At 71.4% G+C, this 19856-nt stretch carries 8 protein-coding genes; all 8 read right to left on the bottom strand.

Features of this window, described 5'->3' with window-relative positions:
- Positions 1-13: 13 nt before the first annotated feature.
- From RCP80_RS08815 to RCP80_RS08780, 8 genes are read right to left on the bottom strand one after another with little or no spacing between them, the layout of a single operon-like run.
- A complete protein-coding gene (locus RCP80_RS08815) occupies positions 14-223 on the bottom strand; it encodes an MbtH family protein (protein WP_308481967.1) in 210 nt (69 codons plus the stop codon).
- A complete protein-coding gene (mbtG, locus tag RCP80_RS08810) occupies positions 201-1493 on the bottom strand; it encodes an NADPH-dependent L-lysine N(6)-monooxygenase MbtG (RefSeq protein WP_308481966.1) in 1293 nt (430 codons plus the stop codon). Before mbtG ends, RCP80_RS08815 begins: the two co-directional genes overlap by 23 nt.
- Positions 1490-5905 (bottom strand): non-ribosomal peptide synthetase, encoded by a 4416-nt coding sequence (locus tag RCP80_RS08805; RefSeq protein ID WP_308481965.1) that lies wholly within the window; start codon positions 5903-5905, stop codon positions 1490-1492. Before RCP80_RS08805 ends, mbtG begins: the two co-directional genes overlap by 4 nt.
- Positions 5902-11106 carry a non-ribosomal peptide synthetase gene (locus RCP80_RS08800; RefSeq protein ID WP_308482761.1) on the bottom strand — a complete coding sequence of 1735 codons (5205 nt, stop codon included), beginning with the start codon at positions 11104-11106 and terminating at the stop codon, positions 5902-5904. The genes RCP80_RS08805 and RCP80_RS08800 overlap by 4 nt, the downstream gene beginning before the upstream one ends.
- Positions 11107-11166: 60 nt before the next feature.
- On the bottom strand, positions 11167-14166 hold the full coding sequence (gene mbtD, locus RCP80_RS08795; protein ID WP_308481964.1) for a mycobactin polyketide synthase MbtD: 3000 nt from the start codon (positions 14164-14166) through the stop codon (positions 11167-11169).
- On the bottom strand, positions 14163-15515 hold the full coding sequence (locus RCP80_RS08790; RefSeq protein ID WP_308481963.1) for a beta-ketoacyl [acyl carrier protein] synthase domain-containing protein: 1353 nt from the start codon (positions 15513-15515) through the stop codon (positions 14163-14165). Before RCP80_RS08790 ends, mbtD begins: the two co-directional genes overlap by 4 nt.
- Complete coding sequence (locus tag RCP80_RS08785) at positions 15512-16255, bottom strand: thioesterase II family protein (protein ID WP_308481962.1); 744 nt, start codon at positions 16253-16255, stop codon at positions 15512-15514. Before RCP80_RS08785 ends, RCP80_RS08790 begins: the two co-directional genes overlap by 4 nt.
- Positions 16252-19767 carry a non-ribosomal peptide synthetase gene (locus RCP80_RS08780; RefSeq protein ID WP_308481961.1) on the bottom strand — a complete coding sequence of 1172 codons (3516 nt, stop codon included), beginning with the start codon at positions 19765-19767 and terminating at the stop codon, positions 16252-16254. Before RCP80_RS08780 ends, RCP80_RS08785 begins: the two co-directional genes overlap by 4 nt.
- Positions 19768-19856 lie beyond the last annotated feature (89 nt).

Raw genomic sequence — 19856 nt, 5'->3', positions numbered from 1 at the left:
CCGCGGTCGGCCGCTAGCCGACGGCCTCGCGCAGGCTGCGCGGACGAATGTCGGCCCAGTGCGCCTCGATGTAGGCCAGACACTGCGCGCGGGTGCTCTCGCCGAAGACGCTGCGCCAACCCGCGGGGACGTCGGCGAACGACGGCCACAGGCTGTGCTGCTCCTCGTCGTTGATCAACACCAGGAACGTGGCGTTGTCGTCATCGAAGGGGTTGGTGCTCACAGCTTCTCCTACTCACGCGGTCGGCGTTATCGGTCAGGTTGGCGCCCAGCACGCGGTCGGACAGCAGTCCGAGGCAGCTGAGGTTCGGAAAGCCCGGTCCCTGGTTGAGTCCGGACAGGTTGGGCAGGAACAACTTCGGTGCCAGGTGCGAGACGGCCAGGTCGTAGCCCATCGACTCCTGCAGCCGCTCCCCCGTCATCGGTCCGCCGAGGCTCAACTCGATGAGATCCAACGCGTCCTGGTTGAACAGTTCGGTGAACCACAACGGGTCGGCGCCGGAGCCGTCGATCACCAGGTCGAAGCCGTGCACGGTCTCCAGCGACTCGCCGCCGCGGTCGGTGTGCAGCGTGAGCCGGATCTGCTCGTCGCGGGCGACGGCGTGCGCCACCCGACCACGCAGGTGCCGGATGCGGTCGTCGGCCAACAGCGCATCCTGCACGCGCGCGGAGAACACCCCGCGGTCGGTGCGGGCGATCGCGTCCTTGCGTTCGGCCAGCGTCAGGCCCGACCAGTGCGTGGGATCGGAGAACAGCGTGTTCTCGAAGAACCCCTCGCCGCGGGTGAACAGCGTCACCTGCGGCGAGATCACGGTGATGGTCGAAACACGGTGCGCGAAAAGCTCGTTCAGGATCGCCGCGGCGGTCTCGCCGCCGCCGATCACCACCACCCGCTTGGCGCTGATCCGCTCGTGCGCGGCGGCGCGGTGCCAGAACTCGGCGATGGACAGCACCCGCGGATTGCCGGGCAGGATGGACCGCTCGGGCTGGCCAGGCCCGGTCACCATCACCGCGTCGGCGCTGATGGTGGTCTCCTCGGTGGTCAGTGCCCAGCGCCGGCCGTCCATCCCGATGCCGGCGACCTCGCCGCGCACCACGTTCATCCCGACGGCGTCGGCCACCCAGCGCAGGTACTGCGCCCATTTGCGGTGCGCCGGGGCGGGGCGGCCGCGGTCGATCCACTCGGCGAACTGCCCGGTGGCCACCAGGTGCGACTGCCAGCTGTAGCGCATCATCTGCTCGTCGAGTTCGCCGTTGCGCCGGGGCACCAGCGACGACCGGTACGGAAAGCCGACGTCCTTCTCGGGGCCGGTGCCCAACCGGTGGTGTCCGTCGGTCCAGCCGCCGGCCGGCAGCCAGTTCGCGGCCACCGCGCTGCGTTCCACCGCGACGACGTCGGGCACCGGGACGCCCATCTGACGCAGCACCGCGGCCTTGGCGGCCACCGCGACCGCCTTGGGTCCGGCGCCGATGATTGCCAGCGTGCCGGTCATGAGGTGACCTCCCGTAATGCGTCCTCCCACAGCGATTGCAGGACGGCGATGTCGTCGGTGGAGAAGATGTCGGGCAGCGCCCGCCATTGGGTGGCGAGCATCGGCGCGTCACCGCCGGCCGGGTCGAGCATGACCGCGGCCGTCACCGTCAATTCGTGCAGCACCGCCAGGTCGGGTTCGGGCAGCAGCGAGGCACCGGCGAGCAGCGTGCGGTCCAACTCGGCCACCCCGCCGCGCGCGGCTTCGGTGCGGCCGAGATAGTTCAGCATGACCTGCGGCTCGGCATGCTCGCGCAGCCGCGCGGCGGTCTCGGGACGGAGGTAGCGCAGCAGCCCGTAATCGAGGCCGTCGCCCGGGATTTCGGGCAGGCCCGCCTCGGGCCGCACCCGCAGCGGGTAGATCGCACTGAACAGGCCGATGGTTTCGCCGGTGTCGGTGCTGCCGTCGGGGTCGACGACGGTGTCGGCCCGACCGTGGGTCTCCAACGCCAACAACGGGATCGGGGTGGGCTGTCCGCGTCGTTGCCGCCACGCGGTCACCATGCGCGAGGCCGCGGCGGCCAGCAGGTCGGTCATCGGCACCGGCGCCGCCAACAGCCGCGCGGTCACGTCGACGGCGGTGATCGAAATGCTGACCTGGAGATGCTCGGCGCGGTCGGTGTCCGGGCGGACCCGGCGGGTCCCGAGATCGGGGTCCGGTCCCTGCAGTTGGTCCAGCCAGAATCCGCAGGTATCCAGGTCGCGGGCGCGCTCGCCGAGCAGCTGCGACCAGCGCCGGTAGCCGGTGTGCTCGCGCACCGGCGCGGGTTGGTGCCCGCCGGCCAGCGCGTGCCAACCGGCGTCCAACTCGCCGAGCAGGATGCGCCACGACGCCGGATCCAGCGCCAACACGTGGGCGGTCAGCACCAACACGCCGGGCCCGTCGGCCTCCCGGACCCACACCGCCGAGAGCAGTCGGCCCTGTTGGGGGTCAAGGCTTTCCACCGACCGCCGGGTCTGTTCGAGGACGACGTCGGCCAGCTCACCGTCGGCGTGCACCTCGGTGAACACCTCGATGTCGGTGGCCGGCAGCAGGGCCATGGTGTCGGGGTCGAGGCGGCAGCGCAGCACCTCGTGACCCGCGACGATCGCCCGCAGCAACGCGCGCAGCTGGTCGCCGGTGGTGCCCGCGGGCAGCCTGACGGCCTCGGTCTGCGCGAGTCGCCGCGGCGAGCCGTACTGGTAGAGCCAATGCACGTTGGGCAGCACCGGGATCGGGCCGTCGCCGCCGTCGTCTGCCGCCGGTCCCGCCGCGGCGGCGTGCGCGGCCTCGGCGTCTATCGCGGCCGCCAGTTCGCGGATCGAACCGCACTCGAGCATCAGCCGGGCCCGCAACGCGATTCCGCGCCGGCGCGCGGCCTGCACCACCGACAGCGCGACGATGCTGTCCAGCCCCAGCGAGAGCAGATCCGCGGCGACGTCCACCGTGGGGGTCTCCAGTAGTTCGGTCACCACCGCGGCCAGGGCGAGTTCGGTGGCGGTTTCCGGGCGGGCCACCGGTCCGTCGTCGGCGTCGCCGTCGGCGGCCACCAGTGCCCGCTCGTCGACCTTGCCGTGCGCGGTCAGCGGCAGTTCGTCGAGCACGACGATGCGGTGGGGCACCAAATACCGGGGCAACCGCGTCGCCAACATGGCGCGGACCTCGGCGACCGACAGTTCGGTGCCTGGTGTGGCGAGGTAGGCGATCAGCCGCGGCCCGCTGCGGTGCGAACGCACCGCGACGTGCGCGGCCTGCACCGCCGGGTGGGTCAGCAGCACCGCCGTGATCTCCCCGGGCTCGACCCGGTAGCCGCGGATCTTGACCTGATCGTCGGAGCGGCCGAGGTACTGCAGCGTCCCGTTGGTGTTGCGGCGCACCACATCCCCGGTCCGGTACATCCGGGCACCCGGGTTGGCCGGGTCGGCGACGAACCGCCCCGCGGTCTCGGCGGGTCGGCCCAGGTAGCCGCGGCACACCTGCGCACCGGACAGGTACAGCTCGCCGGCGACACCGTCGGGGACCGGGCGCAGCCAGGAGTCGAGCACCTGGGCACCGGTGTCGGTGGTGGGCCGGCCGATGGTCGGCTGCGGGTGTTCGGCGATCGGGGCGACGACGGCCTCGACGGTCGTCTCGGTCGGGCCGTAGCAGTTGTAGGCGGCCATTCCGGTGCGTTCGCATGCCGTCCGGATGTTGCGCCAGGTGCCGACGCCGATGGCCTCGCCGCCCAACGCCAGCACCGCCAACGGCACGCGCGTCAGCAGCCCGACGTGGTAGAGCTGCGCGAACATCGATGGCGTGGTGTCGATCATGTCGATGCCGTGCCGTTCGATCACCGCCACCAGCCCCTCGGCGTCGCGTTGCACGTCGTCGCCGACGATGTGCACGCGGTGGCCGTCGAGCAACCCCGCCAGTGGTTGCCACGCGGCGTCGAACGTGAACGACCAGGCATGCGCGATCCGCACCGGGCGCCCGAGACGCTCGGCGGCGGGGCGCAGCACCTGCTCGACGTGGTCACCGGCGTACGCCAGCAGCGCACCGTGAGTTCCGATGACACCCTTGGGCTTTCCGGTGGTGCCGGAGGTGAACACCGCGTAGGCGGCGTGCTCGGCGGTGGTGCGGGCGGGCCGGTAGTCGGCGGGCGGGTCGTCGGTGATCGCGGGCCAGTCGGCGTCGATGACCGCCTGCGCGTTGCTCTGCGCGAGGATGTCGGCGATGCGTTCGGCGGGCATCCCGGGATCCAGCGGGACGATCATCGCGCCGGCCTTGAGCACCGCCAGCATCGCGACCACATACTGCGGGCCGCGGGACAGGTTGATCGCCACCGGCGATTCGGCCGCGACACCGCGCGCCAGCAGCGCCGCGGCAAGCCGGTCGGCGGCGCGATCCAGTTCGGCGTAGGTCATTTCACCGTCGGCATGGCTCAGGGCGACGGCATCGGGGCAGTCCCGGGCGACCTCGGCGAATCGGGCGTGTACACCGGCCCCGGCCCCGGCGCGGGGCGCCGCCGGGGTGGCTTGTGCGGCCGTGCTGATCCGCTCGGCCTCGTCGGCGAACAGCGCGCTGACCTCGCGCAGCGGTCGGTCCCAGCCGGCGATCAGGGCCTCGGTGATCGTGATCAACCGTCGCCCCAGGCCGGCGGGATCGATCGGGCCCAGGGCCCCCTCGAGCGTTTCGACGAGCACGGTCAGTTCGCCGTCGGTGAGGTGCGCGGCGATGGTGACCGGGAAGTGCGACAGGCTCTCCAGCGCGGCCGGGGTGAAAGTGGCGCCGTTGGCGCTGAATTCGCCGCCGCCGATCAGCCCACCGGGTGGGAAGTTCTCGTACACCAGCAGGGTGTCGAACATCTCGCCGATACCGGCGAGCGCGCGCAACTCGGCGTGCGCGAGGTAGCTGTGCTCACGCAGTTCGGCGGCGGTGCGCTGCAGCGCCGCGCACTGCTCCCCCACGCTGCGCTGCGGATCCAGCCGGACCCGCAGCGGCACGGTGTTGATGAACAGTCCGACCATCGATTCCACGCCGGACAGTTCGTCGGGGCGGCCCGACACCGTCATGCCGAAGACCACATCGGAGCGGTCGGTGAAGACCGAAAGCAGGGTGGCCCAGGCCATTTGAACGACAGTGTTCAGGGTCATCCGGCGGCCGCGGGCGGCCTCGGCCAGCGCGGTCGTGGCCGCCTGGTCCAGTCGCACCTCGCTGCGGCTCGGCAGCCCGGGCGCGGGTTCGATGTCGGTCAGCGCGGGCGTCAGCAGGGTCGGCCCGGCCAGGCCGGCCAGGTGTCGTTCCCACACCGCGCGGCCGGCCTGCTGGTCACGGTTGGCCAGCCAGCCGATGTAGTCGCGGTACGGCCGCGGCGTAGTCGGTAGCGCGGCGGCGTCGCCACCGGAGCGGTACAGCGTGATCAACTCGCCGACGAACAGCGGCAGCGACCAGCCGTCGATGATGATGTGATGCGCCATCACGGCCAACCGCCACCGCTGCTGCGGCATCTCGATCAGCAGAAATCGGATGGCGGGTCCGCGTTCGAGGTCGAAGGGCCGCGCCCGTTCGGCGGCCTCGAGGGTGGCGGCCGCTGCGGCGGTGCCCGCGCTCAGCTGCGTCCACGGCACCTCGATCTGCCTCGGGACCACCTGCACGGTGCGGCTCAGGTTGCCCCGGAAGAAGCTGGCCCGCAGGTTCGGGTGCCGCACCAGCATCAGTGCGGCACACTCGCGCAGCAGCGCGGCGTCCAACGTGCCGGTGACGTCGGCGGCCATCGCGATGACGTACGGGTCGGGTCGGCCGTCGGGGTCGGTGCCGGCCAGCGTCGTCATCGAGTACAGCCCCTGCTGAAGCGGGCTCAGCGCGATGACGTCCTCGATCGCGGGTGCCTGGCTGGTCTGATCCGTGGAAGTCACTGCGCCCCGTTCTGGGTGCCCCAGGAGGCGGTCAGATCGGCCAGTTCGTCGGCGGACAGGCCCGAGGCCGCCATCGGTGCGTGGCGGGTCTGCGCGCTGTCGTCGGGGGCGTCGCCGCTCGGCGAGGCGGCCCCGATCTCCGGCGCGGTGTCGACCACGGCGGCGAGCTCCTGCAGCACGGGATGCTCGAACACCATCCGCGCCTTGAGGTTCAGGCCGACGTCGCGCGCCCGCGCCGCCAACTGCACGGCCAGGATGCTGTCGCCGCCGAGGGTGAAGAAGTCGTCGTGGCGGCCGACATCGGTGACGTCGAGGACCTCTTCGAGCAGCGCCGCCAGCGTCCGCTCGGTGTCGGTGCTCGGCGGTTCGCTCGCACGCGCAGCCGCCGCCGGTGGGGCGACGGCGACGTCGGTGCGGCCGATCAGCTCCAGCACCCCATCGGGGCGCCAGCGGCCCCGTTCCCCGGTGCGGTACAGCCGCGAATCGGATTCTGCACCATCCGGATTGCCGAACGGATTCGCGACGAACCGGACCGCGGTCTGCGCCGCCCCGCTGCATTGGGCCGCGGCCAGCGGTCCGCCGGCCGTATAGATCTCACCCACGACGCCGACCGGGACACACTTGAGGGTCTCGTCGAGCACATAGGCCCGCGCGGCGCCGCCGGCGGCACTCCACTCGGTGAGGATGCGGCGGCGCTCGGCCGCATCGACGACCTCGATGTCGCGCAGCGCGACATCGGGATTGTCGGCGAAGGCCTCGACCACCCGACTGAGCCAGTCCGCGAACCGCACCATGGTGTCACGGTCGTACAGCTCGGCACGGTAGATGGCGTGGCAACGGTAGCCATCCTCGCCGGCGAAGAAGCTCAGCTGCAGATCCGCGTGTGCGGCATCGAAATCCGGCTCCAGGGCCGAGAACGTGGTAGGCGCTTTGCCGCGTTCGGCCCCGCTGTCGATCACCCGGTCGGTCGGCAGCTGCTCGCGCACGTGGACGACGACGCCGAACAGGGGGTTGCGCGACAACGAGCGCACCGGGCTCACCGCGTCGACCACCTGATCGAACGGCAGATCCTGATGCGCGTAGGCGGCCAGCGCCATCTCCCGGGTACGCCCCAGCAGTTCGCGCACGGTCGGATTGCCGCGCAGGTCATTACGCAGCACCAGGATGTTGATGAAGAACCCGATGAGCTGATCCAGTTCGGCCTCGGTACGCCCGGCCACCGGGCTGCCGATCGGGATGTCCAGTCCCCCACCGGCCTTGTGCAGCGCCACGGCCACCGCGGCCTGCAGGATCATGAACTCGGTGACGCCGAGCTCGGCGCCCAGCGCGGTCAACCGCTGCCGGGTCGCGGCCCCCAGCTCGAAGGCGATCGCATCGCCGACGCCGCTGAGCACCGGCGGGCGCGGGTGATCCGGACGCAGCCCGGTCTCGGCCGGCAGCCCCTGCAACTGTTCGATCCAATACTCGCGTTGCGGCCCAGCGATTCCGGTGTTCTCGGACAGCAGCTCGGCCTGCCAGGCGCCGTAGTCGGCGTACTGCACCGGCAGCGGTGCCCAGGTCGGGGCCTCGCCGCCGCAGCGCGCCAGGTAGGCGACCAGCAGATCGGTGAACAGCACCGTGGCCGACCAGTGATCGCCGGCGATGTGGTGCATCGTCAGCGCCAGCACGTGCGCGCCGTCAGCGCGCAGCACCGCGGCCCGGATCGGCCACTCGTGCTCCAGGTCGAAGATGTGGGCGCGCTCGGCGTCCAACTGCGCGGTGATCCACTGCGCGTCCGCGCCGTCCGCGACGCGCACAGCCAACCCGGCCGCGGCGTTCACGATCTGATACGGCACGCCGTCGATCTCCCGGTAGGTGGTGCGCAGGATCTCGTGCCGATCCACCAGATCGCCCACCGCGGCGCACAACGCCGCGGTGTCCACGGGCCCGCTCAGCTTCGCCGCGAACGGAATGTTGTTGACCACGCTGGGACCGTCGACCCGGTAGGTGAACCAACTGCGCAGCTGCGACGACGACAGCGGTGCCGGACCCTCGTGCGGGGTCGGCACCAGTCGCGGTCGCGTGGGCCCGGCGGTACCGGCCGCCAACGCATCGATGTGCGCGGCGATCTCGGCGACGGTCGCCAGTTCGAAGACCTCGCGCACCCCGATGTCGACACCGCACGTCGAGCGCACGGCCGCAACGAGTTTCGTGGCCAACAGCGAGTGCCCACCGAGGTCGAAGAACGAGTCGTCGGCGCCGACCCGCGGCCGCGCCAGCAGCTGCGCGAACAGGCCGGCGACCTGGCGTTCGGTGGCGGTGGACGGTTCCCGGAACACGGTGGTGGCCACGATCTCGGGACGCGGCAGCGCGGTCTTGTCGATCTTGCCGTGCGAGGTGATCGGGATCTCCTCGAGCACCACGTATCCCGCCGGCACCATGTACTCGGGCAGGGCGGCGGCGACGCGGGTGCGGATCCGGTCGACGTCGACGGTCTCCAGCGGCTCCCCCGCCACCGGGGTCAGATAGCCCACCAGGCTCTTGCCCAGCTGCGGCAGGTCACTGACGACGACGACGGCCTGGCCGACGCTCGGGTCGACCGAGATCGCCGCGGCCACATCGCCCAATTCGATGCGGAAGCCGCGGATCTTGACCTGTTCGTCGGCGCGGCCGACGAACTCGATGTCGCCGTCGGCGTTGCGGCGCGCCAGATCGCCGGAGCGGTACAGCCGCGCGCCGGGGGTGAACGGGTCGGCGACAAAGCGTTCGGCGGTCAGGCCGGGCCGGCGATGGTAACCGTGGGCGACATGGGTGCCGCCGATGTAGATCTCGCCGATGACGCCGACCGGGACCGGCTGCAGCGCGTCGTCGAGCAGATACAGCTGCGTGTTGATCTTGGGCTTGCCGATCGGCACGATCCGGGTGCCCTGCTTGCCCTGCACCTTGAATCGGCTGGCGTTGACCACCGTTTCGGTGGGCCCGTAGAAGTTGTGCAGCATCGCGTCGAAGGTGGCGTGGAACTTGTCGGCCACCTCGCCGGGCAGCGGTTCGCCGCCGATGGGCACGCGTTGCAGCGTGCGCCACTGGTTGACGCCGGGCAGCGACAGGAACAGACCCAGCAGCGACGGCACGAAGTGCATCGCGGTGATGCCCTCGTCGCGTAGCAGATCGGTCAGATAGCCGATGTCGTTGAGCCCGCCCGGCTTGTGGATGACGATCCGGGCCCCGCAGGCCAGGGTGCCGAACACTTCGCCGATCGAGATGTCGAAGCTGGGCGAGGCCACCTGCAGCAACCGGTCGTTCGCGTCGATCTGATAATCGCCCTGGAACCAGACGAAGTACTCCGCGATGGGCCGGTGCGGCACCGGCACCCCCTTGGGCAGTCCGGTGGTGCCCGAGGTGTAGATCAGATACGCGGTGTTCTGCGGGGTCAGTGGGCGCACCCGATCGGCATCGGTGGGGTTGTCGGTCCGGTAGCCCTCCAACCCCGTGATCGGCTCGCGGATAACGAGTTTCGCGTCGCAGTCACCGAGGATGAACGACAGCCGGTCCGCCGGGTAGGTCGGGTCGACCGGCAGGTACACCGCGCCGGCCTTGACGATCCCGAGCGCGATGATCACCAGTTCGGGTGACTTGTCCAGCAACACCGCGACGCGGTCCTCGGCGCCGATGCCCTGCTCGATGAGCCAGTGCGCCACCTGATTGGCCGACTCGTTGATCTCGCGGTAGCTGAAGCGTCGGCCCTCGTAGACCACCGCGACGGCGTCGGGGGTCCGCTCGACCTGCGCGGTCACCAGGTCACCGAGCGTCGACGGCGGGGTGTCGAACTGCTCGCCGCGTGACATCTCCGCGAGCCACGCGGCATCCGCGTCGTCGAGCAGGCGCAGCCGGGCCAGCGCGGTGTCCGGGGACTGCAGCGCGCTGTCCAACAGCACCGCGAAATGATCGAGCAGCTGTTGCGCCAGGGCGGGCTCCAGGATCTCCACCAGGTGCTCGGCCTCGACCAGCGCTCCGGTGCGGTCGAATTCGACCATGAAGCCCAGCGGCAGCTGGGTCAGCTGGCCCCGCAGTTCGGCGCGACGGCACTGCACACCCGGCGGGCAGAAGCCGCCGCCGTCGGGTTCGCGGAAACCGAAGCTGACCCGGGTCAGACGTTCGGCGCCGTGGCGGCGGTCGGGGTTGAGTTCGCGGACCATCCGGTCGAGGTTGACCCGCTGATGCGCGAAGGCGCCCAGCGCGGTTTCGCGGGTCTGGGCCAGCAGTTCCCGGAAGGTGAGCGTGGCGGCGGGTCGCAACCGCATGGCCACGGTGTTGCCGTAGTAGCCGATGGTGTCCTCGGCGTCGGCGTCGCGGTTGAGCACCGGGGTGACCACCAGGAAGTCATCGCTGTGGGTGTAGCGGTGGATCAGCGCGCCGAACGCCGCGAGCAGCACCATGTACGGCGTGCAGCCGGATTCCCTGGCCAGCTCGGCGATGCGCTCGGCGGTACCGGCCGACAGCCGCACCGCACTGCGGGCCGAACGCCAACTGCTCGGCACCGCCGAACCACTCGGACCGGGCAGCTCGAGCGGTTCGGGCATGTCGGCCATCACGGTGCGCCAGTAGGCGATGTCGTCCTCGACGGTGGCGGTGTCGATGCCGCCCGGGCCGCCCGTCCGGCGCGGTTCCGGGTCCAGCCCCGCACCGGTGTAGGCGCGGGTCAGGTCGCCGAAGAACACCCGCCACGCGCCGTCGTCCCAGGCGATGTGGTGGGCCACCAACAGCAGCACGTGTTCGTCGGGTGCGGTGCGCACCAGCGTGATTCGCAGCGGCGAATCCTGGGTCAGGTCGAAGGGTGCGGCGAACTCCCGCTGCGCCAGCACCTCCAGCCGCAGCTGCCGGGCGCGCTCGGAAAGCTCCGCGAGGTCATGCATGGTCCACGCCGGACGCAGATCGGGATCCACCTTTGGATGGGGTGCACCGTTCTGATCGGCGTGATAGGTGGTCCGCAGCACGCTGTGGCGTCCGGCGACCGCGTCGACGGCCTCGTGCAGCTTGGCGGCGTCCAGCACGCCGGTGAGGCGATAGGACACCGCGATGTTCAGCAGCGCCCCGCTCGGATCGGCGGCCTGCACGAACCACATCCGCAGCTGACCGTCCGACAGGGCCGGTGCCGCCGCGCCGGCGGCCGGTGCCTCGTCGCGCGCGCTGGCGAGGCCGCGTTCGCTCAGCTTGCGCCGCATCAGCTCGAGACGCCGGTCTTCGAGAGAGGTTTCAGTCACGGGGCGTTCGCTTTCTGTAGATCACGGAGTCGCATTCGACGTGGGATCGAGATTGGCATCGCGATCCGCGTCGAGATCGGAGACGAGTTCAGTGCCGGTGATGCCGCCGAGTAGGCGGGCCAGCGGGACGGTGCGCCCGATGCTGCGTTTGAGTCGCTTGCGCAAATCGAGCGCCAGCAGCGAGTCGACACCCAGGTCGAACAGCGAGGACGTCAGATCCAGCGCGTCGGGTTGCGGGACACTGAGCACCGCGGCCAGGTGGGCGCGCACCACCGCGGCGGTGCCGGCCCCGGTGTCGGGGGTGTCCGCGGCGTCGGGTTCGGGGTGCGCGTGATCCAGGCTGGACAGAAAGAGGCGCAGCCGGTCCGGGTCGGCGGCGAGCACCATCGGGTCCACCGAGTAGTCGCGCAGGCTGGCCGCGATCGCGAGCTCCGGTGCCAGCTGCCGCAGCCCGGACCGCTCGATCCGGGCGATCTCATCGGCGTCGACGATCCCGCCGGCGGGCCACAGTCCCCAGCGCACCGCGATGCAGTGCCGGCCGGTCGCGCGCAGCCCGGCGGCCATCACCTCGAGCATCCGGTTGGCCGCCGAATAGGCGGCATGGCCCTGCCCGCCCCACACCGCGGACATCGACGAGCACAACAGGATTCGGCAGTCCGCGCGCAGCGGCCAGTGCTCGAGCAGCCGCACCAGCCCGATCACTTTGGCCCCCAACGAGTGCTGGAAGGCCGCGGCGTCCACCGGGGTCGTCGCGCCGAAGCCGGCCGCGCCGGCGGCGTGCACCACCACGGTGGCACCGTCGCCGCCGAATTCGGCGGCCGCCGCGCGCACCTGCCCCTCGTCGGTGAGATCGCAAGCGACGGAGACCACTTCGGTGCCGAACCGCGTCCCGAGTTCGGCAACCAACGCCGCGGCGGCACCGCGGCGGCTCACCATCACGATGCGACGGGCGCCGCGTTCGGCGAGGTAGCGGGCATAGTGCGTGCCGATTGCCCCGGCGGCGCCGGTGATCACGACGTTGTCGAGCAGGCCGGTGTCCAGCGGCCAGCCCGGTGCGTGCAGCGTGGACCCGGTCAGCAGCCCCAACTCGCGGCGGAACCGTTGTGGGTGCCCCTGGCCCCATCGCAGCGCGAGCGAACCCGATCCCGCGAGGACGGTCTCGAGCACGTGGGTAGCCTCGGCGGGGCGCACCTGCTGCGGTGGCACCGGCACGTCGAGGTGATGGAAGGCCCGGTCGGGGTGGTCGAGACCGATGCTGCGGTAGGCGGCGGCCAGCGCCGCGGTCAACAGCGACGGCACCGGCTCGGTCGCGGCGATCTGTTCGCCGGCCGTGGTGATCAGCCACACCTGCCGACACCCGGGGCCCATCTCGTCGACAAAGCTCAGCAGTCCGGCATCGACGAGGCCCGCCAAGGTCGCGGCCGCGGCCGCGGCATCGGGCACCTCCACGTCGGGGGCGACCAGGACGAGTACCTCGGCCTCGGCGGGGGCGACCTCGACCGCGGCCGACTGCGCGGCCAGTCCCGCGCGCAGCACCTCGCTCAGCGCCGACGGGCGTCCCAGCGGCAGCACCGCCACGCTCCGCGGCGTCGCCGGCGCAGCGGCGAAGTCCTGGACGGGCACCCAGGTTTCGGCCGAGACCGTCAGCGACGGCATGGGGTCCAGTGGTTCCCGGCCCGCCCACAGCGCGGTGGCGCGCATCGGGGCGTTCGGGAAGTGCGGCAACCCGGGCGCCGGGTCACCGGCGGCCTCCGGTGCCCGCCACCGGTAGGTGGGATCGGCGACCGCGACGGCCGCCAGGTTGGCGCTCAACTGGTCGACCACGGGGGTGTCGCGGTGCCCGGTTCCGACCAGCACCGCCGAGTCCGGGGCCCGCTCGGCGACCGCGTGCAGCAGCGCCGGGTGGCTGGACAGCTCGACGAAGACGGTTGCGCCGCAGTCCAGTGCGGCCTGTGCGGCGCGGTCGAAGCGCACGGTGTTGCGCAGGTTGGCATACCAGTAGTCGGCAAACGGTGTGCTGGGGGCGACCACCGACCCGGTGGTGCCGCCGATGAACTGCACCGCAGTTTCCGCGAATCCACCCCGACGGCCGGTTTCGGTCAGTCGGCCGTGCACCCAGTCCCGCAGCGGCTCCAGCACGCTGGTGTGCACCGGGAAGTTGACGGTGATCTCGCGGCCGAGTTGGCCGCGCTCGCGCACCCGGCGCACCGCGTCGGTCACGGCGTCGGCATCGCCGGAGATCGCCACCGCGGTGCTGGCGTTGATGACCGACAGTTCCAGCCAGCCCGGCGTGGCGTCGATGAGTTCCCGGGCGGCCGCCGGGCTGATGCCCAACGCGGCCACCGCATAGCGGCCGCTGAGGCGGTCGACGACGCCGGCGCGCGCGGCGACCACGCCGATCGCGGTCGGCAGGTCGATGGCGCCGGCGAGGTAGGCCGCCGCGATCTCGCCGAGGCTGTGGCCGACGGTGATGTCCGCGACGATGCCGTGGTCCCGCCACAGCGCGGCCAGGCCGACGGCATGGGCGAACTGGGCACCCTGAATCTCGATCTCGGAGAACGACTCCGGCGCGTCGACCGCGGTCAGGTAGCGCAGCGGGGCGGCCCACCCGAGTGTCGCGAACCCGCTGCCGCAGGCGTCCACCGCATCCCGATAGGCGGGGAACTCCCGGTAGGCGTCGGCACCCATGCCGGGGCGCTGCGCGCCCTGACCGGGCACCACGAACGCAATGCGAGGGGCCGATCCGGGCACGGCCGACGCCACCAACGGATGCGGTTCACCGCGGGCGACGGCGCGCAGTGCGGCGCTGAGTTCGTCGCGGTCCGCTGCGAGCACCGCCGTCCGGTGGCGCCGAATCCGCCTGGTGTGCAGCACCTGGGCGGCCACCTCATCGACGGTGACCGCGCTGTTGCGGTGCAGGTAGGCCAGGATGGCCGCGGCGTCAGTGGCGATCAGGTCGCCGGCGTGCGCGCTGAGCAGCACCGGGACGCGAGCATCGGGCCAGCCGGCGGTGCGGGTCACGACGCCGCCCGTTGCGCGCCGATATCCGGGGTCTCCGGCATCGCCACGATGACGTGGGTGTTGGTGCCGCTCATCCCGAACGCCGAGACCGCGGCCACCCGCTGACCGGCGGTGGCCGGCCACGGCGTCAGCTTCTCCGCCAGCCGCAGACCCTGGTTGTCCCAGTCGATTTCGCGGCTGCGCTCGTCGACGTGCAGCGTGGGCGGGATACCGGCGTGTTCGGCGGCGACGAGCACCTTGGCCAGCCCCAGCGCGCCGGCTGCGGCCTGAGCGTGTCCGAGGTAGGATTTCACCGACCCGAGCACCGGTCCGGTGCCGGGGGCTGCGGCGCCGTAGGTGGCCGTCAATGCACGCAGTTCGGTGCGGTCCCCCAACGTGGTGCCGGTGCCGTGGCCCTCGACGACGTCGACCTCGGCGGGACCGAGGCCGGCCTGCTCGAGCGCCCGCCGGAACAGCCGGATCTGTGCCTGTTCGCTCGGGGCGGTCAGGCCGGTGGTGCGACCGTCGGAGTTCAGCGCGCTGGCGCGCACCTCGGCCAGGATCCGGCGCCCGGACCGCTCGGCGGCGGAGCGGCGCTGCAGCAGGAACATCGCCGCGCCCTCGGCCCAGACCGTGCCGGTGGCGTGCCCGCTGTACGGGCGGCAGTGCCCGTCGTCGGACAGTGCGTGCTGTTTGGCGAACTCGACGAAGTATCCCGGTGAACCCATCACGCACACCCCACCGGCCAGTGCCAGGTCACAGTCGCCGGCGCGCAGGGCACCGACGGCGGTGTGGAAGGCGGCCAGCGCCGAGGAGCAGGAGGTGTCGATGGTCAGCGCGGGCCCGGCCAGGTCCAGGGTGTAGGCGATCCGCCCGGAGATGACCCCCAGCGCGGTGCCGGTGATCAGATGTCCGCTGTGATGCGAGAATTCGCTCATCGGTGGGCCGTACTCCAGGGTGGAGGCGCCGACATAGCAGCCCACGTCGTGGCCGGCGAGATCGTCGGGGTTGATCCCACTGTTTTCCACGGCGCGCCAGGCCAGCCGCAACGCGACCCGCTGCTGCGGATCCATCGCGACGGCCTCGCGCGGCGAGATGCCGAAGAACTCGGGGTCGAAATGTGCCGCGCTGCCCAGGAATCCACCGAGGTTGTGGATCTGTTTGAAGCCGTCCCGACGCGAGCCGTCGAACAGGTCGCCCAGCGCCCAGCCGCGGTCGGTGGGAAACGGGCCGAGGGCTTCGCGTTGGTCGCACAGCAGGGCCCAGTAGTCCTCGGCGGTCTCGACGTTGCCGGGCGTCTCCACCGCCATGCCCACGATCACCACGGCGTCACCCGGATCTCCCACGCCGTTGACCCGACCGACGGTCATCTCCGACTCACCAGCTCCGTCACCGCATCGAGGTGGTCGTTCAGGTAGAAGTGACCGCCGTCGAAGTGCGACAGGGTGAATCGGCCGGCGGTGTGCGACTGCCACCGGTCCAGCCAGTGCGGCCGGATCCGGTGGTCGCGCTCGCCACCGATGGCGTGGATGTCGGCGTTGATTTGCACCTCCGGCGCGCAGGTGTAGCCGGTGAGTGCGCGGTAGTCGGACTTGACCGCCATCGTCAGCAGTTCGGCGAAATCCTCGTCCTCGAGCAGCCGGGGGTCGGTGCCGCCGAGGTCGACCATGTCGGCCAGCACGTCGGCATCGGTGCTGGGCAGCGGCAGCACTTCGGGCACCGTGGAGGGCGCCTGTCCCGCCGAGGCCCACAAGGTGGACACCTCGATGCCGGCGCGTTCGGCCAGGCGCGCGAACTCGAACGCGACCACCGCGCCCATGCAGTGCCCGAAGAGTGTCAGCGGGCCGACCCGGTGCCAGTCGCCGGCCTCGAACAGCTGTGCGGCCAGCGCGTCGACGCTGTCGACGGGTGGGTGGGCCAGCCGGTCGGCGCGCTGCGGGTACTGCACGATGAAGCAGTCAGTGCCCTTCGCCGACAACGTCTTTGCCAGGGTGCGGTAAGCGGCGGCGGCGCCACCGGCGTGCGGGAAGATCACCACGGCGCCGGGGCGACCGGCGCCGTCGAACTTCTTGACCCAGGGCTGGAACTCGACCTCGGCGTTGGTGCTCACGGCGCCGCCGCCGAGTCGAGTGCGGAGGCCACCTCGGAGCTTTCCATGTCCGCGACTTCCAGATAGATCTCGGCGACCTGCTCGAGCCGGTCGCTGCCGGGCTCGCGGTCCTGCAGCAGGGTGGCCAGGCCGGCCACGGTGCGGGCCGCGAAGACGTCGGCCACCATCACGGTCGGGGTGTCCAGCCAGGCCCGGACCCGGGCGACCAGCTGGGTGGCCAGCACCGAATCGCCGCCCAGAGCGAAGAAGTCGGCCTCGGCGCTGAGCGAGTCGACCCGCAGCAGGCTCGCCGTGATGTCGGCGACCGCGCGCTCCAGCGGGGTCGCCGGTGCCCGCTGACTGGGCGCGGGGTCGGTGCCGCGCTGCTGCGCCACCGAGGCGAGTTGTTCGGCGACCGCCCGGCGGTCGATCTTGCCGCCCACGGTGTACGGGATGGTTTCGGCCAGCACGATGAGATCCGGAACCATGTGCGGCGGAACGAAGCCCGCCATCGCCGCGGTGATCCTCGGCACGCTCAGCCGCGAATCGGTGACGCGGACCAGCGCCGCGAGTTGCTCGCGCCGATGATCGCCGGCGGCCGGCACCACCGCGGCCACCGCGCCGTCGACGGCATCGAGGCGGTTCAGGGCGCCTTCGACCTCGCCGAGTTCGACACGATAGCCGCTGATCTTGACGCGGTGATCGGCGCGCCCCACGAATTCCAACGTGCCATCGGGCAGGTAGCGCGCCAGATCCCCGGTGCGGTACCAGGTGCTGCCGTCGTGCTCGACGAACCGTTCGGCGGTCAGGTCGGGTCGACCCCGGTAGCCGCGGGCGATGCCGCGTCCACCGACCCAGAACTCGCCGGGCACCCAATCCGGGCAGTCGGAGCCGTCGGCCGCGACCACGCGACACTTGTTGTTGGGCAAGGGCTTCCCGAGTGGTACCGCCGCCCAGTGCGTGGGCAGCTCGGCGGGCTCGCAGATGGTGTTGTGGGTGGCGGTTTCGGTGGCGCCGCCGAGACCGGCGACGCGCACCCCGGGGGCTTGCGCACGCAGCGCGCGAACCATCTCGGTGCGCACCCAGTCGCCGCCGGTGGGCACCACCCGCACCGAGGAGATCCGGCCGGAGTTGACCGCGACCAGCATCTCCAACCAGCCCGGCAGCCAGTGCAGCACGCTGACCTGATGCGTGCCGATCAGGCGCGCCCACGCGTCGGGGTTACGCCGGTCCGCCTCGTCGACCACGACGATCGAACCGCCGGCGCGCAGCATGCCGAAGATGTCGAGCACCGAGATGTCGCATTCCAGCGTCGAGAGCGCCAGGCAGCGGTCCTGCGGTCCGATCTCGAAGTGCCCGTTGATGAATTCGACGGTGTTCATCGACGCGCCGTGACTGACCTGGACACCCTTGGGTTCGCCGGTGGACCCGGAGGTGAACAGCACGTAGGCCACGTCGTCGGGGCGCGCCGAAACCGGCTCGGTGGCCGCGGCTGCGGGCCGGCCGTGCGCGATCGCCTCGGCCACCGTGATTGCCGGGACCGGTAGCCCGTCGGCCTGCGGGGTGCGGGCGCCGCACCACAGCACCGAATGCACATCGGAGCTCTGCAGGATCCGGACCGCGCGGTCCTCGGGCTGGTCGAGTCCGATCGGCAGGTATACCGCGCCGGCGGCGTGGATGCCGAGCAGCGCCGGGATCTGCTCGGCGTTTTTGGGGCCCATCACGGCCACCGCGTCCCCGGCGTTGACGCCGTGGTGCCGCAGCGTGGCGGCGACGGCGAGCGCCCGCTCGCGCAGGTGCGCGTAGCTCCACTCGCCGAGGCTGCTGAGCACCGCGGGCGCATCCGGGGTCCTCGCTGCCGACCGGAAGAATCCGTCGTGCAACGCATCTGGGCTCACCGGTGCGCTCACCGCGTTGAGCGCGGCCCGCACCGCACGTTGGTCTGGGGGTAGCGCGGTGGTGTCAAGGGTGTCCCAGGCGGCGTCGTCACCGGCCAGGCGGATCAGCTCGTCGACGTGATGGGCGAACATCGCATCCGCGACCCCCGGCCGGAATGCCTCCTCGCGCACGTCCCAGTTGATCAGCAGACCGCCGTCGAACGGGGTGGCCTGGGCGTCGAGCAGCACCTGCGGCCCCTGCGAGATGTGCCAGACGCACTTGCCGAACTGTTCGGTGACCTCGCCGTCGAACAGGTCCCCGAGGCCCAGCGCGCTGGTGAACACGAACGGCGCCAGGGTGGGCACGCCGCGGTGCCGGGTCAGGTCGCGCAGCACCGACAGCCCCGAGTAGCTGGCGTGGCGCACCGTGGTGTGCAGCGATTCCTGCACGGCCCGGGCGCGTTTGGTGGCGGTGTCGGCGCCGGTCAGGTCGACGTCGAGCAGCAACGACGAGGTGAAGTCGCCCACCAGCTTGTCGACGTCGGGGTGAAACGGCTCGCGCCCGAACATCGGCAGGTTGAGCAGGAACCGGGAGTGGGTGGACCAGCGGGCCAGCGTCCCGGCGTAGGAGGCCGCGATCGCCATCGCGGGTGTGACGCCGCGCTTGTGGGCGCCCTCGAACAGGGCCTCGCGGATGTCGGCGTCGAAGAAGTGCCAGCGGCGGGTGTTGCGGCGGGGGTTGGCCTGCTCCGACAGCGGTACCAACGGCGGCGACGGCGGCTCCGGCAGTTGCGGCACCCGCTCGGCCCACCACTGCCGGTCGGCCTCGGACACCGCCGTCGACGCCGTCAGCGCGGACCGGTAGCGCCGGTAGGTGTAGCCCAACTCCGGCAGGGTGTCGCCGCGGTAGAGGACCGCGAGGTCGGCCATGAAGTTGCGGTAGCTCACGGCGTCGGCGGCCGACATGTCCATGTCGACATGCAGCCGGGTGCGTCCGCCGGCCAGCAGCGTCAGCGAGATCTCGAGAACCTCGCCGTGCAGGATCTGATGCGATTTCGCGTCGCGGATCTCGGCCAGCCGGGCCTGCGCGGCCGCATCGTCGAGGTCGCGCAGGTCGTGCACCGCGACGGGCAGCGTACGGTCGCTGATCCGTTGGGTGCCGTCGGGCAGGATGTCCACCCGCAGCATGGGGTGCCGGCGGGCCAGCGCGGCCGCGGCCACCCGCAGCTGCCGGGGGTCTACCCCGGCGCCGTCGAACTCGACATATAGGTGCGGGGCAACGCCGCCGAGGGCCTGCTCCTCGTTGCGGCCCAGCCACAGCGCGTGCTGGATGGGCGCGAGCGGGAACGGCTCGTTGTCGTCGGGCTCGGCCGCGGCCTCGGCGTCCGGTGCCGCGTCCTGGCCGGCACCGGCGGTGTCGGCCGTGAGCGCGGCGACCAGTTGGGTCCAGGCTGCCACCGTCGGGGTCTCGGCCAAGGCGGCGAAACCGATGTCGATACCCTGTCGACGCCAGCGGCCCGACAGCGACATCATCCGAATGGAGTCGAGACCGGAGGCAATGAGGTCGGCGTCGGGGTCCAGCGCGGCCGGGCTGACACCGAGCAGTTCAGCGACCTCTTCATGCACGGTCTGGGAACTCGTCGCGGCGCGACCCACTATCGACCCTCCCGAAGATTTAGTAAAGGCTGCCCTAACTTTGAGGAGGCTACCCTATATATGATCATCCGGACACACCTACCCGGAAG

It is taken from the genome of Mycolicibacterium sp. MU0053, from assembly GCF_963378095.1.
Classification (GTDB): Bacteria; Actinomycetota; Actinomycetes; order Mycobacteriales; family Mycobacteriaceae; genus Mycobacterium; species Mycobacterium burgundiense.
The sequence above is the reverse complement of the archived record's forward strand: the minus strand, read 5'-3'. Positions and strand labels throughout refer to the sequence as shown.